30 protein-coding genes and 1 other RNA gene are annotated in these 26109 nt (G+C 59.6%); 22 read left to right on the forward strand and 9 right to left on the reverse strand.

All coding sequences use genetic code 11. The features are described 5' to 3' along the window. Positions 1-44 precede the first annotated feature (44 nt). Together Q0837_RS03635 and Q0837_RS03640 are read right to left on the reverse strand one after the other, a co-directional pair. Entirely contained in the window at positions 45-1220 is a 1176-nt protein-coding gene (locus Q0837_RS03635; RefSeq protein WP_298465401.1) for a glycosyltransferase, read from the reverse strand. Positions 1221-1313: 93 nt separating this feature from the next. Then, entirely contained in the window at positions 1314-1895 is a 582-nt protein-coding gene (locus tag Q0837_RS03640) for a helix-turn-helix transcriptional regulator (protein ID WP_298465403.1), read from the reverse strand. A 112-nt stretch (positions 1896-2007) separates the two neighbouring features. Here Q0837_RS03640 and Q0837_RS03645 point away from each other — a divergent pair, with 112 nt between their 5' ends. After that, on the forward strand, positions 2008-2481 hold the full coding sequence (locus Q0837_RS03645; protein ID WP_298465406.1) for a DUF6456 domain-containing protein: 474 nt from the start codon (positions 2008-2010) through the stop codon (positions 2479-2481). A gap of 129 nt (positions 2482-2610) precedes the next feature. Here Q0837_RS03645 and Q0837_RS03650 read toward each other — a convergent pair whose 3' ends face one another. Beyond that, positions 2611-2964: a nuclear transport factor 2 family protein gene (locus tag Q0837_RS03650; RefSeq protein WP_298465411.1), complete on the reverse strand. Its 354-nt coding sequence runs from the start codon at positions 2962-2964 to the stop codon at positions 2611-2613. 129 nt (positions 2965-3093) lie between these two features. On the opposite strand from Q0837_RS03650, the gene Q0837_RS03655 reads away from it, so the two are divergent. Continuing rightward, positions 3094-3519: a helix-turn-helix transcriptional regulator gene (locus tag Q0837_RS03655; protein WP_298465414.1), complete on the forward strand. Its 426-nt coding sequence runs from the start codon at positions 3094-3096 to the stop codon at positions 3517-3519. Between the two features lie 103 nt (positions 3520-3622). Beyond that, positions 3623-4159, forward strand: coding sequence for a DUF4199 domain-containing protein (locus tag Q0837_RS03660; protein WP_298465417.1), 537 nt, complete (start codon positions 3623-3625; stop codon positions 4157-4159). 9 nt (positions 4160-4168) lie between these two features. Here the strand turns inward: Q0837_RS03660 and Q0837_RS03665 are convergent, their stop codons facing one another. Then, positions 4169-4753 carry a uracil-DNA glycosylase family protein gene (locus Q0837_RS03665; protein ID WP_298465420.1) on the reverse strand — a complete coding sequence of 195 codons (585 nt, stop codon included), beginning with the start codon at positions 4751-4753 and terminating at the stop codon, positions 4169-4171. Next, complete coding sequence (locus Q0837_RS03670; RefSeq protein WP_298465423.1) at positions 4750-6552, reverse strand: ABC-F family ATP-binding cassette domain-containing protein; 1803 nt, start codon at positions 6550-6552, stop codon at positions 4750-4752. The genes Q0837_RS03665 and Q0837_RS03670 overlap by 4 nt, the downstream gene beginning before the upstream one ends. A 100-nt stretch (positions 6553-6652) precedes the next feature. On the opposite strand from Q0837_RS03670, the gene Q0837_RS03675 reads away from it, so the two are divergent. The 8 genes from Q0837_RS03675 (at position 6653) to Q0837_RS03710 (ending at position 13030) form a co-directional block, all read left to right on the forward strand. Then, positions 6653-7381 carry an SIMPL domain-containing protein gene (locus Q0837_RS03675; RefSeq protein WP_298465426.1) on the forward strand — a complete coding sequence of 243 codons (729 nt, stop codon included), beginning with the start codon at positions 6653-6655 and terminating at the stop codon, positions 7379-7381. A gap of 79 nt (positions 7382-7460) precedes the next feature. Continuing rightward, positions 7461-7790, forward strand: coding sequence for a PepSY domain-containing protein (locus tag Q0837_RS03680; protein ID WP_298465429.1), 330 nt, complete (start codon positions 7461-7463; stop codon positions 7788-7790). A 141-nt stretch (positions 7791-7931) separates the two neighbouring features. After that, the gene (locus tag Q0837_RS03685) at positions 7932-8612 is read left to right on the forward strand and encodes a response regulator transcription factor (RefSeq protein ID WP_298465432.1); all 681 of its coding nucleotides are present in this window, start codon (positions 7932-7934) and stop codon (positions 8610-8612) included. Between the two features lie 121 nt (positions 8613-8733). After that, positions 8734-10083, forward strand: a complete 1350-nt coding sequence (locus tag Q0837_RS03690; protein WP_298469749.1) for a HAMP domain-containing sensor histidine kinase — start codon at positions 8734-8736, stop codon at positions 10081-10083. Between the two features lie 93 nt (positions 10084-10176). Further along, the gene (locus Q0837_RS03695; protein WP_298465435.1) at positions 10177-10764 is read left to right on the forward strand and encodes a sigma-70 family RNA polymerase sigma factor; all 588 of its coding nucleotides are present in this window, start codon (positions 10177-10179) and stop codon (positions 10762-10764) included. After that, entirely contained in the window at positions 10761-11702 is a 942-nt protein-coding gene (locus Q0837_RS03700) for a hypothetical protein (protein WP_298465438.1), read from the forward strand. The genes Q0837_RS03695 and Q0837_RS03700 overlap by 4 nt, the downstream gene beginning before the upstream one ends. A gap of 115 nt (positions 11703-11817) precedes the next feature. Continuing rightward, positions 11818-12378 (forward strand): hypothetical protein, encoded by a 561-nt coding sequence (locus Q0837_RS03705; protein WP_298465440.1) that lies wholly within the window; start codon positions 11818-11820, stop codon positions 12376-12378. A 205-nt stretch (positions 12379-12583) separates the two neighbouring features. After that, complete coding sequence (locus Q0837_RS03710) at positions 12584-13030, forward strand: hypothetical protein (RefSeq protein WP_298465445.1); 447 nt, start codon at positions 12584-12586, stop codon at positions 13028-13030. Here Q0837_RS03710 and Q0837_RS03715 read toward each other — a convergent pair. Continuing rightward, the gene (locus Q0837_RS03715) at positions 13027-13335 is read right to left on the reverse strand and encodes a chorismate mutase (RefSeq protein ID WP_298469753.1); all 309 of its coding nucleotides are present in this window, start codon (positions 13333-13335) and stop codon (positions 13027-13029) included. The two genes, Q0837_RS03710 and Q0837_RS03715, sit on opposite strands and share 4 nt — an antisense overlap. An 80-nt stretch (positions 13336-13415) precedes the next feature. On the opposite strand from Q0837_RS03715, the gene Q0837_RS03720 reads away from it, so the two are divergent. The 9 genes from Q0837_RS03720 to Q0837_RS03760 all read left to right on the forward strand — a co-directional run bounded on the left by Q0837_RS03720 (position 13416) and on the right by Q0837_RS03760 (position 21244). Continuing rightward, positions 13416-14426, forward strand: coding sequence for a polyprenyl synthetase family protein (locus Q0837_RS03720; RefSeq protein WP_298465448.1), 1011 nt, complete (start codon positions 13416-13418; stop codon positions 14424-14426). A gap of 77 nt (positions 14427-14503) precedes the next feature. Then, on the forward strand, positions 14504-14905 hold the full coding sequence (locus Q0837_RS03725; protein ID WP_298465453.1) for a hypothetical protein: 402 nt from the start codon (positions 14504-14506) through the stop codon (positions 14903-14905). Between the two features lie 3 nt (positions 14906-14908). Continuing rightward, complete coding sequence (locus tag Q0837_RS03730; RefSeq protein WP_298465456.1) at positions 14909-15127, forward strand: helix-turn-helix transcriptional regulator; 219 nt, start codon at positions 14909-14911, stop codon at positions 15125-15127. After that, positions 15124-17547: an ATP-dependent helicase HrpB gene (hrpB, locus tag Q0837_RS03735; RefSeq protein WP_298465458.1), complete on the forward strand. Its 2424-nt coding sequence runs from the start codon at positions 15124-15126 to the stop codon at positions 17545-17547. The genes Q0837_RS03730 and hrpB overlap by 4 nt, the downstream gene beginning before the upstream one ends. Before the next feature lie 38 nt (positions 17548-17585). After that, entirely contained in the window at positions 17586-17864 is a 279-nt protein-coding gene (locus tag Q0837_RS03740; protein WP_298465460.1) for an ETC complex I subunit, read from the forward strand. Positions 17865-18014: 150 nt separating this feature from the next. Beyond that, an RNA gene (ffs, locus tag Q0837_RS03745) (signal recognition particle sRNA small type) lies at positions 18015-18109 on the forward strand. 175 nt (positions 18110-18284) lie between these two features. Continuing rightward, on the forward strand, positions 18285-20096 hold the full coding sequence (locus Q0837_RS03750; RefSeq protein ID WP_298465462.1) for a DNA polymerase III subunit gamma/tau: 1812 nt from the start codon (positions 18285-18287) through the stop codon (positions 20094-20096). A gap of 19 nt (positions 20097-20115) precedes the next feature. Beyond that, on the forward strand, positions 20116-20457 hold the full coding sequence (locus Q0837_RS03755; protein ID WP_298465464.1) for a YbaB/EbfC family nucleoid-associated protein: 342 nt from the start codon (positions 20116-20118) through the stop codon (positions 20455-20457). Positions 20458-20500: 43 nt separating this feature from the next. Then, on the forward strand, positions 20501-21244 hold the full coding sequence (locus Q0837_RS03760; protein ID WP_298465467.1) for a 2OG-Fe(II) oxygenase: 744 nt from the start codon (positions 20501-20503) through the stop codon (positions 21242-21244). 18 nt (positions 21245-21262) lie between these two features. Here Q0837_RS03760 and Q0837_RS03765 read toward each other — a convergent pair whose 3' ends face one another. From Q0837_RS03765 to Q0837_RS03775, 3 genes are all read right to left on the reverse strand, one after another. Next, positions 21263-21802 carry a peptidoglycan-binding domain-containing protein gene (locus tag Q0837_RS03765; RefSeq protein WP_298465469.1) on the reverse strand — a complete coding sequence of 180 codons (540 nt, stop codon included), beginning with the start codon at positions 21800-21802 and terminating at the stop codon, positions 21263-21265. Between the two features lie 37 nt (positions 21803-21839). Continuing rightward, positions 21840-22427: a hypothetical protein gene (locus Q0837_RS03770; protein WP_298465472.1), complete on the reverse strand. Its 588-nt coding sequence runs from the start codon at positions 22425-22427 to the stop codon at positions 21840-21842. Between the two features lie 133 nt (positions 22428-22560). Beyond that, a complete protein-coding gene (locus tag Q0837_RS03775) occupies positions 22561-22950 on the reverse strand; it encodes a hypothetical protein (protein WP_298465475.1) in 390 nt (129 codons plus the stop codon). Between the two features lie 161 nt (positions 22951-23111). Here Q0837_RS03775 and lon point away from each other — a divergent pair, with 161 nt between their 5' ends. Both lon and Q0837_RS03785 read left to right on the forward strand, forming a co-directional pair. Beyond that, positions 23112-25511 (forward strand): endopeptidase La, encoded by a 2400-nt coding sequence (gene lon / locus Q0837_RS03780; protein WP_298465478.1) that lies wholly within the window; start codon positions 23112-23114, stop codon positions 25509-25511. Positions 25512-25755: 244 nt separating this feature from the next. Further along, complete coding sequence (locus tag Q0837_RS03785) at positions 25756-26028, forward strand: HU family DNA-binding protein (RefSeq protein WP_298465481.1); 273 nt, start codon at positions 25756-25758, stop codon at positions 26026-26028. Positions 26029-26109 lie beyond the last annotated feature (81 nt).

Consider the following 26109-nt stretch of genomic DNA (forward strand, 5'->3'; position numbering starts at 1 on the left):
CCGGGTGGAAGGGTGGAGGGAGCGGGTGGCTTGGAACTCTGGCGTCAGCCTGCGACGAGCCGTTCAAAATAGGCCGCCAGTTCGGCAGCATTGTTGTCCCAGCTAAAGCGCTCGGCTGAGGCTGCCACAGACTCCGGATTGGGTGGCGCGGCGAGGAGGCTCTCGACCGCCTCGACAACGGCTTCGGGTGTGCGCTCGATCAATCGGCCCGCAATATCGTTGTTGATCAGCTCCCGCGCGCCGCCGACATCGGTGGTGATCACTGGCGTTCCGCAGGCAATACTCTCAACCCAGGCATTCGCGAGCCCTTCGCTCACCGTAGGCAGCACCGTCGCGTCGGCAGCCGACAGGATCAGTGGCATTACATCGTGATCGAGTGACCCGGCAAAGTGAACCCGGTCTGACACGCCAAGATCGCGCGCCAGCCCTTCCAGCCGACCTTGGTCCTCTCCCTTGCCGACCAGTATGAGCCGAGCCTCTGGTAGAGAGGGTAGGGCGGAAATGGCAATGTCCTGACCCTTGCGTTCGATCAGTGCGCCGACGCACGCCAGCAGCGGCGCTCCCAAGGGCATTGCGAAGCCAAGCTGCTGACCGAGCTGAGAGCGAAGCTGCGTATGCCCAAGCGGGCGGAAGCGGTCCCGATCCAGACCGGTATAGTGAATCTCGATCTTCTCACCCGGCATGCCGAGGGCGATCATCTCACCCTTGAGCGCCTCGCTAACCGCCAAAAGTCCTTTCGCGTAGCGTGCGGCCTCAAGCATTTGATCACGGGCGAAGTCTTGCTCTCCCCAAAGAGATATGTCCGAGCCACGCGCCTTGATCGACAGTGGCAGTCCAAGCTGCTGCGCAACCATCGCGGCAGCCGGGCCATCGGGGAAAAAGAACTGCGCATCGATCACATCGATCGGCCGGTCGGCATGGATTTGCTCGGTCAGGGGCAGGATCGCCTTGGCAATCGCGCCGGCATTGCGCCGTCCTCCGATCTTGGGAATGAGCGTGAAGGGCGGGCGATAGATGGTCATGCCGCCTTCCTGAGCCACCGACTCCAGCTCGGAGAGGGCGCGGTATCGGCCAAAAGTTATCGGCGGCAAGCCGATGGGATTGACCACAGACACGCGCCATTCACCGGTTTTCGCGCCCAGCTTTGCCAGTCCTTCGAGCGAGCGCGCCACGAATGTCCCGAAGCGCGGATTGACCGCGTTGGGATAGAGCGTGCTCAAGGATAGGACATGTTTCAAAGGAAGCGCGTCTCCTGCGTTGCGCGAAAGCGTATGGACCGTTGGTTAAGACCCCCTAACCGGCAAAGGTTACGGCTACAGCGGCCTCACCAGCATCGCGGCGACCGCAATCCATGGCGGGTTGTAGACCACCTGCTGTTTCTGACCTGAACCGGGAGGCAGCAATCCGACCAAGGTGCCACGCCGGTCGATCAGTCGCCCGAATGCAAACCGCCCACCGGGGCGCGGGAGCAGGCAATCGCGATTTATCGCTTCGGCTGCGCGTTCCGGATGCAGTTGCCGAAGCCACAGAAGGTCGCCTGGTCGGAACTCCCCCACGCTTTCGCCCACGGACAATACCATAAGCGGTGCCGCGTCGTCCTGCATCGCGAGTTCGGTCGGCAAGAGCGCTTCTCGCGGGCTGGTCAGCGCCTCGGCCCCGATTGAGGCGAGCTCGGCCACGATCTGCGGCGTTTCGCCTCCTTCGGATCGGACAAGGGTCTCTGGATCAATCCCCAGCGCAGCACCGATCCGGTCCATCCATTTGGTCGAAAGGTTGCGCATGCCCGTTTCGAGCCTGCCGATGGTTTGAGCCGTTGTGGGCGGGTCGCATGCTTCGGCCAGTTGCGCGAGAGTGAGGCCCTTGGCCTTGCGGATATCGCGAATACGATTGATCAATTGTGTTCTCCCGGAACTCAATCTTGAACCAATTTGGTAATTCTCTCTTTCCTACATCACAGGTGCCAATGCAAGTGTCGCTCTTTACCAAATCGGCAAAAGGAGAGCGGTCATGGCGCGTAAATTGGTTGAACAGGAATTGACCAGCGAGGGTCCGCGGCGGGGTTCGGGCGCGAAGGGTAAACGCCGGACGGTGACGGTGAACCTGGGAGAGTCGCCAATCGCCTGGTTACATTCGCGTGGACATTTGGAAGATCGCCTGTTCGATGCGGGCGAGGCGCTGCGCGGGGACTATGAGCGCGCGCAGCTATCGCCCAATGTAACGATGCGATGGGACCCGGTTCGGGTGAAGACGACCGGTGACCAAGGGCTGAACCCGGCGGAAAAGCAGATCGCTGCGAAGGCGCGCTTCGACGGTGCATTGAAGGAAGCGGGCAAGGGGCTCGAAGACATTCTTTGGCGAGTTGTGTGCGCGGGCGAGGCGCTACCTGAAGCGGAGAAGGGCCTTGGCTGGCCCGCGCGCAGCGGCAAGCTGGTGCTGAAACTGGCGCTCGAACGGGTTGCCGAATTCTACCGCATCAGGTGAAACGAGTTGGAGACCTGTCAACTTCGCAAAATCGCCCTCAAACCCAGCGTTTCTGCGGGATTGAGGGCGAATTTGCAGGGTGACACGGTGTCAATTGTGTCAACTCTGCTGGGGTGCGTCGTACAATTCTCAGCTGCCGTAGAAGAACCGCTCTTCGACGATTTTGTCGTCCTTCACAGTGTAGACCCCGACTTCGGCCATCTGCGAGCGCTCGCCATCCATCGTGACGTCCATGGTGTATTTCACCGCGAACTGGTCGCCGAACACATACGGTCCTTCCGTGGTGGTATCGTGCATTTCGGCATTGGCTTCCCACCAGGCATGCTTTCCGAGCAGTGCTTCGCGGCCTTCCACGCGGGCCATTGGGCTGTCCTGCTGTGGTTCGAGGCTCACGATGTCGTTGGACCAATAGGATTGGTAAGCCTCGGCATTGTCCTCGGCGACGGCGGCGGTGAATTCCTTGGCTACTTGTTCAACCGACATGGCAGTTCTCCTTCTCAGATGGCGAAAGGATGTCGCGCCAATGTGGCATTATCGCGACCAACTGCTCGGAGTTCGGCATGCGTGTTCTGCATCTGGAACGACCCGGCGCAATCTGGCAGACAGTCAGACATGACTTCGACGACCCTGCGCTACGGCCTGCTTTATGGCGGTGCGATCGCTCTGATCGCGGCGCTGCTTCAATGGGTCGAATATCGCTATCAAGTGATGCAGATGCCGGGCGAGGTCTATGCAGCGATCATCGCAGTGATTTTCATCGGAATCGGCATCTGGGTTGGGCTGCGACTCACCCCCGGCGCCGCGCAAACCGAATTCGAGCCGAACGACAAGGCGATCGCATCACTGGGATTGACCCCGCGCGAACTCGAAATCCTTGGCTATCTCGCGAAAGGTGCAAGCAACAAGGAAATCGCCCGGTCACTTGGCGTCTCTCCCAACACGATCAAGACGCACATCGCCAATCTTTACATGAAGTTGGATGTAACTGGTCGAGGCAAGGCGGTTGAGGCGGCGCGCTCTCTCGCGGTCATTCCTTGAGGTCATCCATTGGGGCGAAATCGCCCAACTCACCCATCTGGGTGATAGGATTGCAGCTGGGTATGAGGAACGGATTGGGCGTCCAACAACAGGGAGACAACCAATGCTGCGTTATTCACTGATCTTCGGTTCGGTCATTGGCGTCGTCGTAATCGCTTTTATGATCGTTGTGATGCTGGCGATGGGAACGGATGACCCCGGCGTTTCTGAACTGATGGGCTACGCCGTCATGCTGGCGGTGCTGTCGCTGGTGTTTATCGGCATCAAACGGTTTCGCGACGTCGAACATGGCGGCGTGATCAAGTTCACGCAGGCTGCCGGGGTCGGCATCGGCATCGCGGTGGTCGCAGGGTTTTTCTACACAATCAGCTGGGAGGTTTACCTCCACCTCTCCGATTTCGCGTTCATCGATGCCTATGCCGAAGGTCTTAAGTCAGCGGTTATTGCTGAAGGCCTGAGCGCGGATGAACAGGCGGCAAAGCTGGCTGAGATCGACGCGAGCATGGCGAATTATGCGAATCCACTGGTCCGCGTCCCGATCACCTTTATCGAGATATTCCCTGTGGGGCTGTTGGTCGCGCTGATCTCGGCATTCGTCCTGAAGAACCCCAAGGTGCTGCCAGCGCGTGCGAGCGCCTGAAACCGGGAGCTATGCCTCCAACGCCGCCCGGACTGACGCGTGCAGTTCGGGCAGAACGTCGCTTTCGAACCAGGGGTTCTTTGCCGCCCAAAGCCGCACGCGCCAAGCAGGGTGAGGTAGCGGAAGAAACGGCGCGAACTCAGATCCCCGGCGGACTCGTTCGGTCATGGATAGCTTCTTGGTATCAGGCAGATAGGCGGTTTGGGCGTATGCACCTACAAGCAGCGTCAAGCAGTCGTCGGGCAGCATGTCCAGGATGCGTTGGTGCCATGCTGGTGCGCATTCCTTGCGGGGCGGGGCATCTCCGCCGCTGGCTTTGCCGGGATAGCAAAATCCCATCGGCATCAGAGCGACATTGTCGGGGTCGTAGAAAGCAGGTTTGTCGAGCCCCAGCCATTCGCGCAGCCGTTCGCCGCTGTCATCGTCCCACGGCACTCCGCTGGCATGGACCTTGGTACCCGGAGCCTGGCCGATGATCAGGATGCGCGACTTTGGCGAGAACTGGACGACGGGGCGAGGGCCGAGCGGAAGGTGCTCGGCGCAGATTGTGCAGGCCTGGATTTCGGCGTGCAGCTGTGCAGTCCGTTCGTTCATCCTTCAACCCTTTCTGCTAACTCGAGCCAGCGCTCTTCGGCTGCATCCTTTTCGGCGCGCGCGTTCTCGATCCCCTTGGATATGGTTGCGAAACGTTGCGGGTCCGAAACGAATAGATCGGGATCGCACAGAATGGTTTCACCCTTGGTGATCGCCGCCTCAAGCTCCTCGATCCGCGCCGGGAGGATCTCGTAATCCCGCTGGTCTTTGAAAGAGAGTTTGGTCGACGGCGGTGGAGGAGGGGGCGGAGCAGCCTGCTTTGGCGTGGCCGCTTGCTTCGACTTGCCAACCACCGGCTTGCGCCGTTTGGCTTCCCAGTCTTCATACCCGCCAGCAACGATGTCGACCTTGCCCGACCCATCGAGGCCCAGCGTCACCGTCACAGTTTTGTCGAGAAAATCACGGTCGTGGCTGACGATCAGAACAGTGCCATCGAAATCGGCAATCACTTCTTGCAGCAGGTCGAGTGTTTCGAGATCCAGATCATTGGTCGGCTCGTCGAGCACCAGCAGGTTCGCTGTTCGCGCAAATTCCCGGGCGAGCAACAACCGCGAGCGCTCTCCGCCCGACAGGATACCGACCTTGGTATCCACTATCTTGGGATCGAACAGGAATTCCTTGAGGTACGCCTGAACATGTTTGCGATTGCCGCGAACATCGATCCAGTCACCGCCTTCCGCGAGAATATCACGCACAGTAGCATTCGGCTCAAGCAGCTTGCGCTGTTGGTCGATCATCACACCCGACAGGGTTCGCGCATGCGTAATTGTGCCGCTATCGGGCTCCAGCTCACCAGTCAGCATTTTGAGCAAGGTCGTCTTACCCGCCCCATTCGCGCCGACGATCCCGATCCGGTCGCCGTTCTGGATGCGCAGGCTGAACGGCTTGATTACTGCCCGGCCATCATAGGTCTTGGTGATGTTTTCGGCTACGATGACGGACTTCGATTTGAACTCGTCGTCATTCGCAAGCTTGAGCTTCGCTGTCCCGCTGTCGGAGATCATCGCTGCTCGCGCTGCGCGCATCTGGAACAGCTTTTCGAGCCGGCCCTGATTGCGTTTGCGCCGCGCGGTTACGCCACGTTCCAGCCAGTGCGCTTCGATCTTCAGCTTGGCATCGAGTTTCTCTGCCGCACGCGCTTCCTCGGCATAGACCTGCTCTTCCCACGCTTCATAGCCGCCGAAGCCGACTTCCTTGCGTCGCAACGTTCCACGGTCGAGCCACAATGTCGCGCGGGTGAGGCGTTTCAGGAACGTCCGGTCGTGGCTGATTGTGATGAACGCGCCCTTGTAGCGGCTTAGCCAATCCTCCAGCCAATCGATTGCGGAAAGATCGAGGTGGTTGGTCGGCTCGTCGAGCAACAACAGGTCCGGGTCATGTGCCAGCGCGCGGGCAATCGCGGCGCGGCGTCTCTCTCCGCCGCTAGCGGTTTCGGCGTCGCGCTCCATATCGATACCGAGCTGCCCTGCGATTGCCTCAACTTCGTGCACGGCTGGCGCATCATCGCCTGCAAGCGCGAAATCCATAAGGGTTTCGAACGGCGAGAAGTCAGGTTCCTGTTCCAGGAAGACGATCCGCGTGTTCGGCTTCACCCGCCGCATGCCGAGATCCGCTTCGATCCGGTCATCGATCATTTTCAGCAATGTCGTCTTGCCCACCCCGTTGCGCCCGATCAGCGCCAGCCTGTCTCCGGGCAGAACATGCAGGTCGATAGGTTCGACATCCGGGCCGCCGAACAGCCAGCGGCCGCCTTGTTGCAGGCCGAGGCCTTCCCAGGAAAGAATTGGAGGTTGTGCCATTGCCAGCGCCAAGTAGGGTCTTGCGATACGCCGGGCAAGCCGGTTCAGTGCTGCGAAAGTCCACCCGCTGCATTGCGAACCAAAAGGGAGGTCAAAACCCATGATCCGTTACATCGCCACCGCCGCTGCCGCGAGCGCGCTCGCCATTCCCGCACATGCTGCGGTCGTCGAAATTGAATCCGAAGGTCCGGTGATCGAATTGTCGATCTTCGAAAGCGTCACCGCAGAACCCGACATGGCGACGATCAGTGCAGGTGTGAGTACATCTGCTCCGACAGCTGTCGAAGCGATGCGCCTAAACTCAGTGCAGATGCGGCAAGTGATCGATCAGATCAAAGCGCAAGGCGTCGATGAGAAAGACATTCAGACTACCGGCATCAATCTCAACGCGCGCTACGATTACAATCGCGGGACGCAGCAAAACGAGTTCCGCGGCTACCAGGTGTCCAACCGGGTGAGCGTCAAATTGCGCGAGATCGAGGCGACCGGGCAGGTTCTCGATGCGCTGGTGTCTGCGGGAGCCACTGACCTCAGCGGTCCGAGTTTCTCAATAGAAGACGATGAGACAGCAAAGGACCAAGCGCGTGGGCGCGCCGTTGAAAGAGCGCAGCAACGCGCCACCGCTTATGCCGAGATGCTCGGCTTTGATGAAGTGCGCGTGCTTGAAATCAGCGAAGCGATCCGCAGCAGCGGTCCGGTCATGCAGGTGGCGATGCGAAGTGCGGCGGAGTCCGACATGGCCGCAGCTCCCCCTGTCCAACCGGGCATGGTCAGCACCGGAGTATCGATAACGATTAAGTTCGAGCTGCTCGAAGACGAAGAAGAATGAAAAGTTCACAACACTGAACCGGCGGCAACGTCGCTATTCAGAACTTGTTCAATGCACGAACGCTAGGCATGACAGCATTATGAAACGTATCCGATCATTCTTCGCAGGCATTCTCGCGGCACTGTCGCTTGCAATGCTCGCTGGCGTTCCCGCCTCGGCAGCTGGTTTCGGTCAAGATCAGGGTCGCAGCGATCAGGGCGAAGCGCGCAAGGAAATGCGCGCAGGCAACCAGCTTTCGCTGCGCGAGATTGAGCGGCGCGTGCTCCCGAAAATGCGTGGGAGCGAGTATCTTGGCCCGGCGTACGATTCGACCGCACGCGCCTACCGTCTGAAGTTCATCAAGGACGGCCGCGTCACGTATGTCGATGTCGATGCGCGAACCGGGCGGATTATCAATCGCTCACGCTGATCCGAATTCACACTCAATCGTCAGAACACCGGGGAAATCAGTGAGCGTTCGCACTGCACCTTCCTTGACGCACGCTGCGCAAAAGCGCACGAGTTCTGCGGTTTATACGCCCAAATTTGGCACGCAGCAGATTGGTGGAATATGCGCATCCTGATCGTCGAAGACGAACCCACTCTTGGCCAACAATTGAAATCAACCCTCGAACAGACCGGCTATGCTGTCGATCTGTCGACCGATGGTGAGGATGGCCACTTCCTTGGCAGCACCGAGGAATACGATGCGGTTATCCTCGATCTGGGCCTGCCAGAGATTGACGGGCTGACCGTGCTAGGCATGTGGCGCAAAGAAGGCCGGGACTTTCCTGTGCTTGTACTTACTGCGCGGGACAGTTGGTCAGACAAGGTCGCCGGACTCGATGCCGGGGCTGACGATTACCTCGCCAAACCATTCCAGACCGAAGAGCTGATCGCTCGCCTTCGCGCACTTATTCGCCGTGCGTCGGGTAACACGTCGTCGGAACTGACAGCTGGCCAAGTCCGGCTTGATACCCGTTCGGGCCGCGTGACGCTGAGCGGGGAACCGGTCAAACTCACGGCGCAGGAATACAAGCTGCTCAGCTACCTAATGCACCACAAGGGCAAGGTGGTAAGCCGCACCGAGTTGATCGAGCACATCTACGATCAGGATTTTGATCGCGACTCCAACACGATTGAAGTGTTTGTGACGCGCATCCGCAAGAAACTCGGCGCAGAAGTGATAACGACTATCCGTGGCCTCGGTTACAGCCTCGACGACCCCGAAGACGCTCCAAGAGCCTCCTGACTCCAGAGCGACTTCCGACGCGGTCCCGGTTTCGCCAGCGAGCGAACCTGAAGACGCGCCTGAAGCAACCGACCAAGCGCAGAACGCCGCACCGCAGGCCAGGGGCAGCCTCGCGCGGCGCATGGGCGTTATCGCGGCAGGCTGGATTTTCGTGCTGCTGCTGGGCGGAGGGATCGCGCTCGACAGGGCGCTGTCCAATCAGGTCGAAAACAATTTCGACGAGCAATTACAATACATCCTGACTGCGATGATTGCGTCGGCGGAAATCATGCCGGGCGGCGAAGTGAGCTTTAACCGTGCATTGGGTGATCAGCGCTTTCTGGAGCCAAACAGCGGCCTTTATTACCAGATCAACGGGACGGATTACGAACCGTGGCCATCGCGCAGCCTGTGGGACCGGACGCTGGAACTGCATGCCGTCCAAGGCGACGAGGAGCATTTCGATAGTGAAGCGCACTTCTACAATTCGGACCAATTCGATGGCGAACCACTGCGTATAGTCGAGCGCACCGTAATCCTGCCGGGTAGCGAAACGCGTTGGACATTCGCAGTCGCGAGCGCGACCGAAGAGATCGACACGCAGCTGCAAACGGTCCGTTCGATTCTAGTCTGGAGCTTTGCGGTATTGGGCCTTGGCCTGCTCGTTATGGCGCTGCTGCAGATCCGATACGGACTTTCGCCGCTGCGCCGGGTGCGGGCAGCGATTTCGAAACTTCGCACGACAGGCGAGAACCGCATCACCGAACCACTGCCGACCGAAGTGCAACCTCTTGTCGAAGAACTGAACGGACTGCTCGAACATTCCGAGCGTCAGGCTGAAGAAGCGCGGATGCATGCTGGCAATCTCGCCCATGCGTTGAAGACGCCGCTAACGGTTTTGACCAACGCGGCGACGGCGCGCGATCCTGATCTCAATCAGGCTGTGTTCCGCGAGACACGGACGATGCAGCGCCACGTCGATCACCATTTGGCCCGTGCCCGAGCAGTTGGACGCAGGGCGATCGGTCACGCGCGCACCAATGTCCGTCAGAGCGCAGAAGCTGTGCGCCGGGCGGTTGAACGACTCTATCCCAATGGCCGGCTGGACATCGCGGGCAGCAAGGACGCGCTGGTTACAATCGAGCGGCAGGACCTGGATGAAATTCTCGGCAATCTGATCGAAAACGCCGCCAAATATGGTGGTGGCAGCGTGTTCGTTACCGTCGACAATGAACCCGATTCCGAGAAATGCCTGATCTGGGTCGAGGATGACGGCATGGGCATCCCGGAAGAAGAACGTGAGCGCATCTTCGATCGCGGAGCGCGGCTGGACACTGGCAAGCCCGGCACAGGACTTGGCCTCGCAATCGTGCGTGATGTGGCGGAGATTTACGGTGGAAGCGTCTCGATTGGCGAAAGCGAAGACCTTGGCGGATTGCTGATCGAACTGGCTCTGCCGCGCGCCGAAAGCAGTGGTGAAAAAGAAAAATAGCGCCCCGGCGAAGGGTCTGGGCATCGTCCCGCGTTAGAGGGGCAATCGAGCGATCGATCACCACACGCAAACGGGGCCATTTGCGCGGAAATAATGACTGGCAGCGGCGAGCTACAATCCGACCGCCCAAACGAAGAGGCACAGCTTGTCGCGCGGATCGCCGCGCGAGATGAGCACGCCTTTCGTACAGCAATCGAAGCACACGCCTCGCTGATGCACCGGATTGCCTACCGGATGATGGGCGACGCTCACGAAGCCGAGGATATTGCGCAGGAAGCCATGCTGAGACTGTGGGATCATGCACCGCGCCTCGACAAGCGCGCTGGCGTCAAGATCGCGCCGTGGCTGAAGCGTGTCACGATAAACCTAGCGATTGATCGCCTTCGAATTGCCAAACGTAATTCGGACAGCGAGGTCCCTGATCGTGCAGACGAAACACCGCTCGCCGATACGCAGATCGAGGAAAAACAGGAAGGCGCTGCTGCACGCGCTCTCATCGCAGCGCTGCCCGACCGACAGCGAGCAGCGATTGTGCTGACCTATTACGAAGAGCTGCCCAATATCGAAGCAGCGGCTGCGCTCGATATGAACATCAAGGCATTCGAATCTCTGCTGCACCGCGCCCGCGCGGCGTTGAAGAAGGCTTTTGCCAAGCAGGAATCGAACGGAGGAGCGGCATGACCGACGAAACGCCAATCACTCCCGATAGTCCGCTTGGCCGCTTGTTGACGGCTGACAAAGCGCCCTCGCTGCCAAGTGGCTTCGCCGACCGGGTGCTTGCAGGAACAAAGGACCGTCCGGACCCTTTGCCGGAAACCCGCTCAGGCGTCGGACGCACAAACCGCTGGCAGTCAGCGCGGCGCCTGGTGATTGGAGCGGTTGCTGCGGGCGCGCTTGCCACGACGGCAGCGGCGACAGGTGTGTTTGGTGATCTGCCGATCTCTCTCCCTTCAGCCGAAAGGGTATGGGCAACGATAACCGGGCAGGAGGAGGCCGAGGAGCCGTCCTCTCCAACGGGTGGAAATGAGAGTTCGACGATAGTCCCCGAAGCGAGCGCGCCCGTCTTGATCGAAGGACCGATAGACTCGCCTGAGGAACTGGAAGAGGCCTTTCGCCGGGTCGACGAAGTGCGGGCCAACCGCACAAACACCCGCCGCGACCGCGTCGACGACCGCATCGACCGGGCCATCGAAAACCGCCGCGAACAGGGAATGGGTCCCACTCCCGAGCGGGAAGAGCGACTACGCGGTCGCCTTGACCGCTTTCGCGAGCGCCGCGACGCAGAGGCCAAAGTGCGCTTAGAAAATCGGCGTGAAGAGCTGCGCGAGCGTGTCGAAAATGGCGAAGAATTGACCCGCGAGGATTTCATTCGGGAGCAGCGTGATGCCGTTCAATCGCCTCAGATGCGCGACCGGATCGAGCGCCTACGCCAGCTTCCCCCAGAGGAACGCCGCGAACGTATTCGACAATGGCGGGAACGCCGACAATTGCGGCGCCAACAGCGCTTTGAAGATAGTGGAGTTCCGCCGACCGATTCTGAGCAGTCTGAGACACCATCGGCGGAGCCTGCCGCAGAGGAGATGACGCCGCCTCCGATCAACGAAGACGAGAAATTCTGACCCAGCGCGAAGGGTCGGCGCTGCAACCTCGTTCTAGGAATGTCACCGCCCCGACATGGTGGGTTTGGGATCGGATCGGCCCCGCAAACGAACATTCGCTAGGATGAGGATAGAGATGATGAAATCGACCCTGACATTGGCCGCCATTGCTGCCTTCGCTGTCGCTCCTGCCGCCAACGCGCAGGAACAGACCCGCACCAAAACCTTTGAAGGACCGAACGCCACGGCGACGCAAACCACGACTGTTGACCGCGAGGCGGGCACCCTCAACCGCGACCGCCAGGTCACCAACACCAACACTGGCAAAACCGCTTCGAGCAATCTCAACCGTCAGCGGACCGAGACCGGCTCCACTGTCAGCCGCACGCAGACCGGACCGCAAGGCAATTCGCGCAGCTTCAACGGCGAGCGTGTGCGCACCGACAACGGATCGACCTTCAACGGCACCGCCACGGGTCGGCGCGGTAACACTTACGATGTTTCCGGAAGCCGCAGCCGTGATGGGATGGGCAATTCGAGCGCAAGCCAGCGTGTGACGAACTCACGAGGTGAGTCCCTCTACAGCCGCGACCGCACAACCACCCGCAGCAACGGGCAAGTCAATCGCACGGTCAACACGTCGCGCAAACAGGGCGCGAAAAAGCCACGCCGCGCCAACCGCCGGTCACCGCGGTAATCCTCTCTCATAACCGGCAGCCGAAAGGCCCCAAAAACCCTGCCGGCCAATTCCGCAGCCAACCCCTTTCAACTGGCTCGGATACTCGAGGGCACGGACGGCAGAATCTGCCAACGTGCCCTCATTCTTTATGCATCCGAATTCAGACGCCGTTCAAACCTTTTGAGGCTTCTGTTCGCCGTTTAGGAAACTGAAGGCTGGTCCGATGCACAAAGGATTTGGGGCAATTGTCGTCGCGGCATTGATGGTGACGGGATGTGCCAGAGTTCCGGCTGACGGGTTTGGGGGCGAACGCACTGTCTTCAACAATCCCTATGCGCCGCCTGAGATCGACCAGACTGGCATTGGCCCGGAATGCAGCGAAGAAGTCATTCGCAATGAGCGCTGCCGGTTGGACAGTTTGATCTACCCCGGACAAGGGCGTTTCGCACGCGATGCGAATGGTAATCTCGTTCGCCTGACCCGCAGCGAACGGCGGTTGTTGCGGGATCGGAGTGAAGCGATTCGGTCGCGGATCGATGTGCTTGAATCGCTGGAGAATGGGACGGCAATTCCCCCGGGTTCGCCCGCTCTCAAGGATTTGCCGCCTCCACCACCTCCGGCACCGAAGGTCGGCGACACTATACCGGCAAGAAACGCCCCCAAGCGTTAATTGCCGCGCGCTTTCTCATGGTGGCGGATCACTTCTTCGATGATGAAGCGCAGGAACTTCTCGCTGAATTCGGGATCAAGGTCGGCTTCCTCCGAGAGCGCACGCAGCCGGGTTATCTGCCTTTGTTCGCGATCAGGGTCAGCTGGAGGCAACGTCACCTTCGCCTTGTACTCGCCGACAGCCTGAGTGATGCGAAAGCGCTCCGCCAGCATATGGATGATCGCCGCATCGATATTGTCGATGCTTTTGCGAAAGGCGCCGAGCACCTGATCGGGCGTTTTCTCGCCATCGGGCGCAGGTTGCATAGAATCCGTCATAGGCCGCGAAGCTAGCAACAATTCAGCGCTTGCCAAGCGCGCTGGGCTCCCCCAAATGCGCAATCATCATGAGTGCCGACGTCGTACCCCTTCCGCGCAAGCGGCCGACACTCGATCCCATGTTGTCGCTGACAGCCAGCGGAATGAACTCGGTCAACTCCGTCATTCTAGAGCGTATGCAGAGCGAAATTCCGCTCATCCCTCGGCTTGCCGGACATCTGATTTCGGGCGGAGGTAAGCGATTGCGTCCAATGCTGACGCTCGCTGGTGCCGAATTGGTCGGATATCAGGGCGACCGTCACCACAAGCTCGCCGCTGCGGTTGAGTTCATCCACACCGCGACTTTGCTGCATGACGATGTTGTCGATGGCAGCGAACTCAGGCGCGGTAAGGCTGCGGCCAATATCATCTTCGGCAATCCGGCAACGGTACTGGTGGGCGATTTCCTGTTCAGCCGCGCATTCGAGCTGATGACCGAGGACGGTTCGCTCAAGGTGCTACGCATCCTCAGCCACGCCAGTGCGGTGATCGCAGAGGGCGAAGTCAATCAGCTGACAGCACAGCGCCAGATCGAGACAAGCGAAGAACGTTATCTCCACATCATCGGCGCGAAGACCGCCGCTCTGTTTGCGGCGGCGAGCCAGATCAGCGCGGTGGTGGCGGAATGCAGCGAAGAGCAAGAACGCGCGCTGGAAGACTACGGACGCAATCTTGGTGTGGCCTTCCAACTGGTTGACGATGCTATCGATTACGATTCCGACGCGGCGGAAATGGGCAAAGATCAGGGCGATGACTTCCGCGAAGGCAAAATGACCTTGCCGGTTATCCTGGCCTATGCGCGCGGAGACGAGGCAGAGCGCAAGTTCTGGAAAGATGCGATTGCGGGCCATCGGACCTCAGACGACGATCTGGCGGAGGCCATCCGCTACATCGAGCGCCATAACGCGGTCGAGGACACGCGCGAGCGTGCACGACACTTTGTTCAGCGAGCAATTGATGCAATTTCGATCTTCCCTGACGGCAAGGCACGTCAGGCCATGGCGGAAGCGGCCCAGTTCGCGGTCGCGCGCGGATATTAGCCGTTGTAAAAAATATTTGACATCGCCGGTTCGAGCTACCACACGTGTAAAAGATTTTTAACATGTGAGGTGACGCGATGTCGTTCAGAGAAAAATCCGCTTGGGGTATGGGCGCGTTGCTCGCGCTTGTTGGCGCCTTCTATTTCAAACTTGTCCTGATCGATGGCGTGCCACCGTCGTTCGCTGCGATCCCCTTTGTGCTTTTTGTCGTCCTCGGAGCCATCGCTGTGCAGCTCGGGTTGGTGGCGACATCTCTCAAGGATGCGAACCAGCCTGCCGACGAACGCGAGCAGTTGGTGCAGGACAGGGCAGCGCACTATTCTTCTTACATTCTCGGCTTTGGCGTGCTGGTGGGGATGGGACATTTCATCTTTGCGCAGGACGGGAATGTGATGTTCCATATCGTTCTGACGAGTTTGGTTTTGAGCCAGATCGCGGAGTATGGCTCGCAGATAGTCCTTTTGCGCCGGTCGGTCTGACCTTTGCCCAAAAGTCCTCCCATCACGAACAGGGTGCGCGAACTGCGCGAAGCCCATGGCCAAATGAGTCAAGCTGCACTGGGTGATGCTGTGGGCGTGACGCGGCAGACAATCATCGCGATTGAACAGGGGCGGTATTCTCCCAGCCTTGAAACCAGTTTTCGGATTTCGCGGCTTTTCGGAGTGGGCGTCGAGGATGTGTTCGGTTGGGAGGGAGAATGAAGGAACTTCCGATCAGCGCGGTCCTCCCGCAAATCCGATCAGCGTTGGCGGAGAATGGAGCGGGCGTTCTGATCGCACCGCCGGGAGCAGGAAAGACCACGGCGGTTGCGCCGGACCTGCTGGGTGAAGACTGGTGCACCGGTCAGATCATCATCACCAGCCCGCGCCGTGTTGCCGCCCGTGCAGCGGCAGAGCGGATGGCCGAGGTGCTCGGGGAACGTGCTGGCGACACTGTCGGCTACATGACTCGCCTCGACAGCAAGACCTCGGCGAAGACCCGCATACTGATCGTTACGGAGGCAATTCTCGTCAATCGGCTGGTCGATGATCCTGAATTGTCGGGCGTTTCTGCGGTTCTGTTCGATGAGGCGCATGAGCGGCATCTCGATAGCGATCTGGGACTGGCGCTTGCGTTGGAGACGCGTTCCGTATTGCGCGAGGATCTGCGTGTGCTCGTGATGTCGGCGACGATCGACGGCGCGAGATTCTCTCGGCTGCTTGGCGATGAGACACCAGTGATCGAGAGCGAGGGGCGCAGTTATCCCTTGGACATTCGGTGGCTCGGCAGCGACCCTTCGGCGCGGATAGAGGATCAGGTCGCAGCCGGGGGGATGACGGCGTGGCGCGAAAGCGAGGGCGATATTCTGGCGTTCCTGCCCGGAGTCGCAGAGATCGAACGAACGCGAGAGCGGTTGAAGGCAAAGCTTCCTGATACGCCGATCCTGCCCCTTCACGGCCAAGTCGAACCCGCGGCGCAGCGCTCTGCAATCCGGCGCGATCGGGATGGAAGGCGGCGTATTGTACTGGCGACGGCAATCGCTGAGACCTCTTTGACGCTCGACGGTGTCACAGCGGTCGTCGACAGCGGTTTGGCGCGAAATGCCCAGTTCGACCGCGCAGCCGGAACTACACATCTGGTCACTCACCGTGCCAGTCAAGCTGCGGCGGCGCAGAGGGCTGGGCGCGCGGCGCGGCAGGGGCCGGGTGTTGCGTACCGATTGTGGGAGGAAGGCGGACATCTTGGGAGGCCCGAATTCGCGCCACCGGAGATCGAAACTGCTGACCTCGCTCCGCTGCTGCTTAAGCTCGCCAAGTGGGGTTCGAGTGACCCGGCTGAACTTCGCTGGCTCGACGCGCCGCCCGACGCATCGATTGCGGCGGCGCGCGCTTCGCTTGAAAAGCTCGGAGCATTGGACGCCGATGGTCGAACCACGCCTTTGGGTGAGCAGATTGCGAGCATGCCAATGGCCCCGGACCACGCGGCAGCTGTGCTTCACGGTGCGCGCTCCGATGCTGGCGAGCGGGCAGCGCAATTGGTTATGCTGTTGCAAGAACGCGGGCTGGGCGGGCGCAGCGAGGATTTGTCTCAGCGGCTTGGCCGATGGCGCGATGACCGTTCCAAGCGCGCGACGAATGCGATGCGAATTGCGCAGAGTTGGGTGCGGTCTGCGCAGAAGTTAATTGGATCGAAAGACGGACTCGAATGCGACGAAGCCGAATGCCTAGCGCTTGCTCGCCCAGATTTTGTCGCTAAGCGGCGCGGCAAAAGCGGTGAGCAATGGATCAGCGCAGGTGGTCGGGGCTTTCAGCTTGATCCGGCATCACCGCTCGCCCGAGCGGACTGGATCGTGATCGGCGACGCACAGGGTCAGGCTAAGGGCGCGCGGGTCACCGCTGGAATCGAACTGACCGACAAACAGGTCGAGGCGCTCTTTGCAGATGAGCTGGAAGAACGTTCGATAGTGCGCTGGAACAGTTCGGAAAATCGTGTGGAGGCTCGGCGCGAGAGACGGCTTGGTTCGATCCTGTTATCGAGCGCCCCCGATCCCGATCCCGACCCTCAGGCCGTTGTGGACATCCTTGTGGGTAAAGCTCTGGATAGCCTTGTGGACATTCTACCGGCCGAACTCCTCGCGCGGGCCCAGTTTGCCGAACTTGATACTCTTTCGATCGACACCTTGCGAGAAACCTCGGAGCTCTGGCTGGCACCGCTGCTGCAAGGGCGACGAAAACTCGATGTTGCGCCAGGCAAGCTCGCTGAGGCAGTGCTCGGCCAATTGGATTGGAACGACCGACGCGCGCTCAATGAGAAGGCGCCGACACATTTCACGTCGCCCGCCCAGAGCCGGCATGCCATCGATTATTCCGATGATCTTGCACCGAGCGTCGAGGTCCGCGCTCAGGCACTGTTCGGCCTCGATCAGCATCCGAAGATTGGAACGCATGCGCTGAATCTGAAGCTCACAAACCCGGCTGGCCGTGTGATAGGCGTCACCGCTGATTTGCCAGGTTTCTGGCGCGCGGCTTGGTCAGATGTCGTGAAGGATATGAAGGGCAGATATCCCAAGCATCGTTGGCCTGATGAGCCTTGGGTGGAAAAGCCAAGCCTCAAAACGAAAAACGCCTTCAATAGAGGCTAAGTTTGGCTTATCGGGCCTGTGACTTAAGGACCAAGCACATGAGCGCACGTATCTACCAGCAGCCCAAGAGCGCAATGCAGTCGGGCAAAGCCAAGACCGACACTTGGGTTCTCGAATTCGAGCAATCCGAGGCGCGCAAGCCGGATCCGCTAATGGGGTGGACCGGTAGCGGAGACACGCAGGCGCAGGTGAAGCTCAACTTTCCGAGCAAGGATGCCGCCAAAGCTTATGCCGATAAGTACGGCATCACCGCGCGCGTGCACGCAACACCTCCGAAGTCGCTCAAGCTTCAGGCCTACGCCGATAATTTTAAGTAGGTCCGTGCCTGAAGCCAGCCGTTCCCTCCACCCTTCCACCCGGATTGTGTCCCGGTAGGCTCCGGGTGGAAGGGTGGAGGGAGCGGGTGGCCTGGAAGTCCGCCGAATACTCGGTGTTGAATTCTCAACCATTGGCCGCCATATGGCGCTCCGGGAGTCGGGTGGACGTTTGCGTTCGCTCACCGGGTCAGGTCCGGAAGGAAGCAGCCCAGGTGAATTGCGACGGGTCGCTCGGCTCCTTTTTTGATTCGGTACCAGCCCGTCTCCCCCTCCCAACCACCCGATTATTTGAACCATGTCGGGTGGTTGGGAGGGGGAGTGGGCCGGTACCGCTGGCGGAAGCGCTCGCTCGGCTCCTTTTCCATCAAATCCTGCGATGATCGCGATGACAAACGTTCGGCAAGCGCCTAGCTTGCACACGTGACTGATTCCGATCCAGACCTGCCAGAGCTCGAAGACGAGAGCGCACCTACCGCTGCCGAACTCGAGGCGGCTGGGCAGAACTCCATGTTCGGCGATCCTGCGCCTGAGGCAGCTGCTACATCGGAGGCTGTTTCAGAGTCAGATGCCGCGCCAGCGTCAGCTCCGGCTGCGTCTGCGCCGACTTCGCCAACGCCAACGGCAGAGACGAACCAGCCCTACCGTGTCCTGGCGCGCAAATACCGTCCGCAGACTTTTTCAGAGCTGATCGGGCAAGAGCCTATGGTGCGCACGCTCGCCAACGCTATCGAGCGTGACCGGCTGGCGCATGCTTTCCTGATGACCGGCGTGCGCGGGGTCGGGAAAACCTCCACCGCACGGTTGATAGCAAAAGCGCTCAATTGCGTCGGTCCAGATGGCGAGGGCGGCCCGACGATCGATCCATGCGGTCGATGCGAGCCGTGCACAGCGATTGCCGAGGGCCGCCATATCGATGTGATCGAGATGGACGCGGCCTCCCACACCGGTGTCGACGATGTCCGCGAGATCATCGAGCAGGTTCGCTACGCGGCGGTTTCTGCACGCTACAAGATCTACATCATCGACGAAGTTCACATGCTCTCACGCAACGCGTTCAACGCGTTGCTGAAGACACTCGAAGAGCCGCCCGCGCATGTGAAGTTCCTGTTCGCAACCACCGAAGTCGAGAAGCTGCCAGTGACCGTGCTCAGCCGCACGCAGCGTTTCGATCTGCGACGAATTCCCGCAGACTTGCTCGCGACCCATTTCGGGAACGTCTGCGAGAAGGAAGGCGTCGAAGCCGAGCAGGAAGCGCTAAATATCGTCGCTGCCGCTGCCGAAGGATCGGTTCGCGATGGGCTTTCAATCCTGGATCAGGCGATTGCGCATGCCGATCTGGATTCCGACAGCAAAGTCACCGCCGAGCGTGTTCGCGACATGCTGGGCCTTGCCGACAAGAGCGCTCAGCGAAGGTTGCTCGAGACACTCTTGAAGGCCGATGCAAAGGCGCTGCTCGCCGGGATCGACGAACAATATTCGTTGGGGGTTGAGCCGCTTGCCTTGATGCGGGCGCTGATGGATCTGGTGCACAAGATTACAGTCGCGCAAGTCTCTGGCGGAGAACCCGACGCACCAAGCGAAGAGGAGCGCGCGGCTCTGGGCGAATTTGCCCAGCGTCTTAGCGCCGCTCAACTCCATCGCCTGTGGCAATTGTTACTGAAGGGCCACGAGGAAGTGCGGCAGGCGCCAGACCCGCTGGTTTCGGCGCAAATGGCACTTCTGCGCGCGCTGCACGCTGCCGAAATGCCTGATCCCGGCAAGCTCGCGAAGCGGCTGGAAGAGATCGCCGCGCAAGGACCTGCGCCCACGACTGCGGACACCGCGGGGCAGGGTGGGGCACCGGCGCCAGCGGCTCATCTCGATTGGGCTGAGCTGGTCGAGCAAGTGGACCGGGCAGGGCACCTGCGCGTCGCTCAGATGATGCGCGACCGCGTACGGGTGATTGAACTTGGGCCTGAAAGGCTTGTTTACGAGCAGGCAGACAGCTTCACCGACGATCCCGCACCCGATATTCGCGATGCTCTGTTCAAACTGACCGGCAAACGCTGGATGGTCGAAAAGGGGACCGGAGACGCCGAGTCTTCCCTGCGCGAACAGGCGGAAGCCGAAGCAAAGGCAGCTGGCGACCGCATCCGCTCTGACCCGCTGGTCAAAGCCGCATTCGAAGCCTTTCCCGATGCCGAACTGATCGAGCCGCACGACAATGTTGCGCGCGTATCAGGCGGCAGATGAACTCAATGGAGAAACCCCGATGAAATCGATGGAAGAAATGATGCAGGCCGCTCAGCAAGCGGCCGAGACGATCCAGAACCAAATGAGCGACATGCAGGTGAAGCTCGACAGCATTGAAGTCGAAGGCGCAGCCGGAGGCGGATTGGTGAAGGTTCGCGCGACCGCAAAGGGTCGTATTCTCGGTGTTAACATCGACGACAGTCTGATGAAGGTTGAAGAAAAGCACATGGTCGAAGACCTCGTGACCGCTGCGTTCAATGACGCGCGCGATAAGGCGGACCGGGTTTCCGCTGAGGAGATGAAGAACATGCAGAGCGGTATGGGACTGCCGCCTGGCTTCAATCTGCCAGGCATGGGGTGATGTAGCCAATCACACTGAACACGCCCGCGCTTGGGGGAGCCGGATGACGAATTCGAAAAGTGGGGCGGGCGGTTCCGGGCTGGTATTCGGATCGAACGGTGGTGCAATTCCACGGCCAACAGTTCTGCCCGGCATGTCGGGCGGTCAACCGGGTGCAGTTCCGCTTGTCATTCCGGTCAAAAAGAAAGCACCAGCAAAGGTGCGCCATGCGCGCAGCTTAAATGGCAATCCGATCGGGCTGGTCCCCGAATTCATCTCTGAGAAAGAGCGCGCTCAGTTGGTCGCCTATACCAGTAGGAAAGACGCGGGCTGGGAAACCTATCTGCCGGAAAACGACATCTGGCACGGCCGCATGATCAACCCCCGGTCAATGCCGATCAAGATACTCAAGACGATGCAACGCATCCGCAAGCGGACGGCGCGGCATATCGTCGAGCACTATCGGATCGATCAGCCGATCTATGGTGACACTCTGCAACTCGTCCGCTGGCGGCCCGGCGACAAGCAGGCGGCGCATGCAGATTGCGAGCAGCCAGACGGGCGACCGAACCAGACACCGTGGCGGGCCTTTGCCTCGATCATCTATCTCAACGATGAGTATGAGGGCGGCGCGATCCACTTTCCCAAACATGGCTTCACGCCCGACGTGGGACCGCGCACGCTCGCCTATTTCCCCTCGACCGCTCAATACCTTCACGGCGTCAAAGAGGTGACAGCGGGCATCCGCTACACGATGAGTTGCTTCTACACATTCGATCCGGCCCGCCATGACGGGCACGCTGTCTAAGGCGAGGGCGCAATCGGTTCAGCTGCCGCGTCGCAGCGGTCGCGGAGCCGCTGGTCGTTTCACCATGCCGCGCTTTAGCGAGAAGTTAGGGTAGGGTATCGGCACGCCGGGCGGTGTCGCGGGAGGTCCGGCAGTTGGCTTCGTACCGGGCTTTGCTGTTTTGTTGGGATTGGCGCGCTGGCAGCGAGAGACGGAAACCTCTGAGCGCGGCGGGAGGTAAACCCCTTTGGGCGGCGCTGTCGTCGCTAACCTGGCATCCATAGCGGCCAACGTATTGGGTCCGCAGCGACCGTCCCATTCGCTCATTTTGCTCGGGAATGCCTTCTTTTGAAAGTCGCGCACCGCTTTCTCTGTCTCCGGACCATAGAGTCCATCGGGCTCTGCATTCGGTCCGGATTTGAACGATTTTGGCAGTTTGAAACCTAATTTGACCAAGGCCTTCTGAATGCGGCGTACGGCATCTGAGTCATCATCAGGCGGCCGCTTGCGGATTGAAGGCGGGCCGTTTGAGGCCGCTTCGAGCCGCTGATTGCCGGAAAGCAAGGTGGATTTGAGCATTATGGGTCTCCCGTCCCGGTGTCGCGGATAATCCGCCTCAGGTCTGTTTCGTGATCAGTCCGGCTGTTTCCAGCGAGGTTCGCAGCGGCTTGTTGCCCGTCTTGCAGGCCCGCACGGCGGTCGCCCACGCTTTCTGTTTCACGGGGAAATCGGTGGGCAGGCTGTGCGTGTCTTCGTCGTACTTGGTCTGGATATCCTGGACATCCAAAAGATCGAACGCCTCGTTGATTTCCGCGACCGCAGTTTCGGTATCGTCATAGTCGGTTTTCTTGATCTTCTTGAGCGCGTCGTGGCAGTCCCGCCCCGCAAGCGCGCTGATCAGATAGTGGATCTGCTCGTGGTCGAGCAGGTCGTCCTTGTGCTTCTTGTCCCACTTAAGCGCATACTTCATGACCCAGTTCGTTTTGACGAATGTGACATTGACCGTCGGGACTGACTTTAGCCGATAAATTAGTGGATCCGACTTTGCGACGGGGTCGACATTGGTTCCACCGGTCGTGCCGAGCGCAACGGCGGTTTCGGCGGCGTATGCAAACTCGCCTTCTCCGGGTGGGTCGCCATCCTTCTTCTTGAAGTCGTCCCATTTCAATTTCTTATCAAGAGCATTGGCGGGGTTGAGCGCCATGGTCGCATCCTCCGGCTTAGCCAAGGTTGGCGTTAAAGCGTGTGCGACCCATTCGTGATGGATGGCGACATACCAGATCAGCGAACGTGGAGGTAGGGAAATTGCCGATTGGGATCAGATTGTCGCGAATCTACTAGGACTGCTTGCGTCCGAAGCTGCGTTTATTGGACGCAGGGTCGGTGCCCGACACAGTCGGATCAGCGGTGCGCTTTGCCATGTAGCGAGAAAGCGCTGCATCGGCATCAAACTCATCAGACGTGTCTGGTATGACAATCCGACTGGCTGGCACCTTCTTCTCTTGGGTCTGCGGTTTCCGACCCTTGCCAAGTCCATCTTTGATGGCTGCAATCGCGCCGCGCCATCCTTTGAAGAAGCAGAACAGTCCGCCACCAAGCATGGCCAGTGCTGCGAAGTAGAATGGCAATCTTTCCGCTGGCGTGGCGCCAAGATCGCCGAAGGCTTCGACAGCCCTGGCGAAGTACAGAAGGGCAAAGCCGCCGATCACCCAGGCCATGTAGTTCACGCGATCTCTCCAGAAAAAGAAGCGAAGACGTTATCGCCCTTGGGTTAAGGCGAGGTTTTCCGCTTCCACAGCTTACTCGCCAAACCCATTGCGGGTGCTCTCACCACTTCCCATATTCTCCCTCAAAGGTGCGCCCCAACGGCGGCCGTGGAACACACAGAATGACACAGCACTTTCCTCTCCTTCCCCTGCGCGACATCGTCGTATTCCCCGGCATGGTCGTGCCGCTGTTCGTCGGGCGCGACAAATCTGTTGCGGCGCTCGAAGCGGCCATGGAGGCCAGCAAGGATATCTTCCTGCTCGCTCAGCTGGATCCGGGTTGCGACGATCCCGAAGGCGACGACTTGTATGATGTCGGCGTGGTCGCTCAGGTGCTCCAACTGTTGAAGCTGCCCGATGGCACTGTGCGGGTTCTGGTCGAAGGCACGCACCGTGCAAAGATCGCTTCGCTCCGCGCGCAAGACGATTACGTGCTCGCTGAGGTTGAACTGCAGGAACCAGAAACCGTTGCTGGAAGCGAAGTCACTGCGCTGATGCGGCAGGTGATCGAGCAGTTTGGCGAATACACCAAGCTCAACAAGAAACTCGGCGAAGACGCCAATATCGACCTCAGCGATGTTGATGATGCCGGTATGCTCGGAGACACGATTGCAGCAGCGTTGAATGCCAAGGTCTCCGACAAACAAGCATTGCTGACCGAAGCCAGCCCGTTGAAGCGACTCGAACTTGTCATGGCCTTTATGGAAGGCGAGCTTTCAGTGCTTCAGGTCGAGCGCAAGATCCGCGGCCGCGTAAAGCGCCAAATGGAGAAGACCCAGCGCGAATATTACCTCAACGAGCAGATGAAGGCGATCCAGAGCGAGTTGGGCGGCGGCGATGGAGAGGAAGGCGACGAACTCGCCGAACTGACCGAAAAGATCGAGAAGACCAAGCTTTCCAAGGAAGCAAACACCAAAGCCAAGGCCGAGCTTAAGAAGCTCAAAGGCATGCAGCCTATGAGCGCAGAGGCGACTGTAGTCCGCAACTATCTCGATGTGTTGCTGGGCCTGCCATGGGGCAAAAAGTCACGCGTCAAGAAAGACATTGCGAAGGCACAAGAAGTGCTGGACGCCGATCACTATGGCCTCGAAAAGGTCAAGGATCGGATCATCGAATACCTTGCGGTGCAGGCGCGGACCAACAAGCTGAAGGGGCCGATCCTGTGCCTCGTCGGCCCTCCCGGCGTGGGTAAGACTTCGCTTGGCAAGTCGATTGCCAAGGCGACAGGTCGCGAGTTTGTGCGCCAGTCGCTCGGCGGCGTTCGTGACGAAGCTGAAATTCGCGGGCACCGCCGGACCTATATTGGTTCGATGCCGGGCAAGATTGTCGCTAATCTCAAAAAGGCCGGGACCAGCAATCCGCTGTTCCTGCTCGATGAGATCGATAAGCTTGGTCAGGATTTCCGCGGCGATCCGGCCTCGGCGCTGCTCGAAGTGTTGGACCCGGAGCAGAACAACAAGTTCCAGGATCACTATCTCGAACTCGATCTGGACCTCAGTGACATCATGTTCGTGACCACCGCGAACAGCCTCGACCTGCCGCAACCGCTGCTTGATCGGATGGAGATCATCCGGCTGGAAGGCTACACCGAGGACGAGAAGGTCGAGATTGCACAACGTCACCTGCTCGCCAAACAGGTAGAGCAGCACGGGCTTAAGCCGGAAGAATTCGAGCTGACCGAGGAGGGTCTGCGCGACCTGATCCGCTACTACACTCGCGAAGCGGGCGTGCGGACACTGGAGCGCGAGATTGCTCGACTGTGCCGCAAGAGCCTGCGCAAGATCCTTGAGAAAGAGGCGACCAGTCTTACGATCACACCAGAGAACCTTGGCGAGTTCGCCGGGGTGCGCAAATTCAAGCACGGCATGTCCGAAGACGAAGCGCAGATTGGCACCGTGACCGGGCTCGCCTGGACTTCGGTCGGCGGTGAGTTGCTGACCATCGAAAGCGTCACCACCCCTGGCAAGGGCGAGATCAAGACCACCGGTAAGTTGGGTGAAGTGATGAACGAAAGCGTCGCTGCGGCGTTCAGCTTCGTCAAATCGCGCGCGCCTGCCTACGGGATCAAGCCGTCGCTGTTCCAACGCAAGAATGTCCATATCCACTTGCCCGAAGGCGCTGTGCCTAAAGACGGACCGAGCGCTGGTGTTGGCATGGTGACCTCGATCGTTTCAACCCTGTCGGGGACCACGGTGCGTCCCGACGTGGCGATGACCGGAGAGGTCACTTTGCGTGGGCGAGTGCTGGCGATCGGCGGTCTCAAAGAAAAGCTTCTCGCGGCGCTTCGCGGCGGGATCAAAACAGTTTTGATCCCTGAAGAGAACGTCAAAGACCTTGCTGAGATACCTGACAATGTGAAGGAAGGCCTCGAGATCAAGCCGGTCAGTCATGTCGATCAGGTGCTCGAATACGCTTTGACCGAACTGCCGGTTCCGATCGAGTGGTCGGAGGCCGACGATCTGGCAAGCCAGCCTGGCGCGCAGGCAGCCGCTTCGGGATCGGACGTGCCAACCGCGCACTGATCGGTTATGCCTCTTGTCCGTGCTGCGAATCGCGGCGCAATCCAACGATAATCCGGGCGGTTTTGTCTGGCAGATCGGACAGGCAGGCATCAACTCGTCGCAATTGCTCGCTGTTCGATCAAAAACGGCACTTTTCCGGGCTTTTTATCTTTGACAGCCCTTCGAAAAACGTCTCAATTTGCGTGCTTTCGGAGAGGCGATTCACCGTAACCGAGTTTTCAGAGAGAATTAGGGGGTTCCCACGATGAACAAAAATGATCTGATCGGCGAAGTAGCCGCTTCCACTGGCCTATCGAAGAATGACGCATCGAGCGCTGTCGAAGGAGTTTTCGACGCGATTACCAAGGCATTGTCGGGGGGCGATGAAGTACGCTTGGTTGGATTTGGAACTTTTTCGGTAGCAAAGCGCAAGGCGTCTACCGGACGCAACCCGCGTACGGGTGAGCCGATGACGATCAAGGCATCGAACCAGCCCAAGTTTAAAGCGGGCAAGGGTCTGAAAGACGCCGTCAACTAACACCGAAGGATTCCGGCGCACCGCCTCGCGCTGACCTTTTTCGACCCCGTCGAACCTCGGTTCGGCGGGGTCTTTCTATGG

It is taken from the genome of uncultured Erythrobacter sp. (genome assembly GCF_947499705.1).
GTDB lineage: Bacteria > Pseudomonadota > Alphaproteobacteria > Sphingomonadales > Sphingomonadaceae > Erythrobacter.

Coding starts and splice junctions, on each gene's coding strand:
- Q0837_RS03645 (WP_298465406.1), top strand. CDS start 2,008: ATGGCGCGTAAATTGGTTGAACAGGAATTGACCAGCGAGGGTCCGCGG.
- Q0837_RS03755 (WP_298465464.1), top strand. CDS start 20,116: ATGAAATCGATGGAAGAAATGATGCAGGCCGCTCAGCAAGCGGCCGAG.
- Q0837_RS03760 (WP_298465467.1), top strand. CDS start 20,501: ATGACGAATTCGAAAAGTGGGGCGGGCGGTTCCGGGCTGGTATTCGGA.
- Q0837_RS03770 (WP_298465472.1), bottom strand. CDS start 22,427: ATGGCGCTCAACCCCGCCAATGCTCTTGATAAGAAATTGAAATGGGAC.
- Q0837_RS03680 (WP_298465429.1), top strand. CDS start 7,461: ATGAAACGTATCCGATCATTCTTCGCAGGCATTCTCGCGGCACTGTCG.
- Q0837_RS03665 (WP_298465420.1), bottom strand. CDS start 4,753: ATGAACGAACGGACTGCACAGCTGCACGCCGAAATCCAGGCCTGCACA.
- Q0837_RS03740 (WP_298465460.1), top strand. CDS start 17,586: ATGAGCGCACGTATCTACCAGCAGCCCAAGAGCGCAATGCAGTCGGGC.
- Q0837_RS03695 (WP_298465435.1), top strand. CDS start 10,177: ATGACTGGCAGCGGCGAGCTACAATCCGACCGCCCAAACGAAGAGGCA.
- lon (WP_298465478.1), top strand. CDS start 23,112: ATGACACAGCACTTTCCTCTCCTTCCCCTGCGCGACATCGTCGTATTC.
- Q0837_RS03655 (WP_298465414.1), top strand. CDS start 3,094: ATGACTTCGACGACCCTGCGCTACGGCCTGCTTTATGGCGGTGCGATC.
- Q0837_RS03785 (WP_298465481.1), top strand. CDS start 25,756: ATGAACAAAAATGATCTGATCGGCGAAGTAGCCGCTTCCACTGGCCTA.
- Q0837_RS03685 (WP_298465432.1), top strand. CDS start 7,932: ATGCGCATCCTGATCGTCGAAGACGAACCCACTCTTGGCCAACAATTG.
- Q0837_RS03650 (WP_298465411.1), bottom strand. CDS start 2,964: ATGTCGGTTGAACAAGTAGCCAAGGAATTCACCGCCGCCGTCGCCGAG.
- Q0837_RS03690 (WP_298469749.1), top strand. CDS start 8,734: ATGGGCGTTATCGCGGCAGGCTGGATTTTCGTGCTGCTGCTGGGCGGA.
- Q0837_RS03725 (WP_298465453.1), top strand. CDS start 14,504: ATGTCGTTCAGAGAAAAATCCGCTTGGGGTATGGGCGCGTTGCTCGCG.
- Q0837_RS03765 (WP_298465469.1), bottom strand. CDS start 21,802: ATGCTCAAATCCACCTTGCTTTCCGGCAATCAGCGGCTCGAAGCGGCC.
- Q0837_RS03660 (WP_298465417.1), top strand. CDS start 3,623: ATGCTGCGTTATTCACTGATCTTCGGTTCGGTCATTGGCGTCGTCGTA.
- Q0837_RS03705 (WP_298465440.1), top strand. CDS start 11,818: ATGATGAAATCGACCCTGACATTGGCCGCCATTGCTGCCTTCGCTGTC.
- Q0837_RS03670 (WP_298465423.1), bottom strand. CDS start 6,552: ATGGCACAACCTCCAATTCTTTCCTGGGAAGGCCTCGGCCTGCAACAA.
- Q0837_RS03675 (WP_298465426.1), top strand. CDS start 6,653: ATGATCCGTTACATCGCCACCGCCGCTGCCGCGAGCGCGCTCGCCATT.
- Q0837_RS03720 (WP_298465448.1), top strand. CDS start 13,416: ATGAGTGCCGACGTCGTACCCCTTCCGCGCAAGCGGCCGACACTCGAT.
- Q0837_RS03700 (WP_298465438.1), top strand. CDS start 10,761: ATGACCGACGAAACGCCAATCACTCCCGATAGTCCGCTTGGCCGCTTG.
- hrpB (WP_298465458.1), top strand. CDS start 15,124: ATGAAGGAACTTCCGATCAGCGCGGTCCTCCCGCAAATCCGATCAGCG.
- Q0837_RS03710 (WP_298465445.1), top strand. CDS start 12,584: ATGCACAAAGGATTTGGGGCAATTGTCGTCGCGGCATTGATGGTGACG.
- Q0837_RS03715 (WP_298469753.1), bottom strand. CDS start 13,335: ATGCAACCTGCGCCCGATGGCGAGAAAACGCCCGATCAGGTGCTCGGC.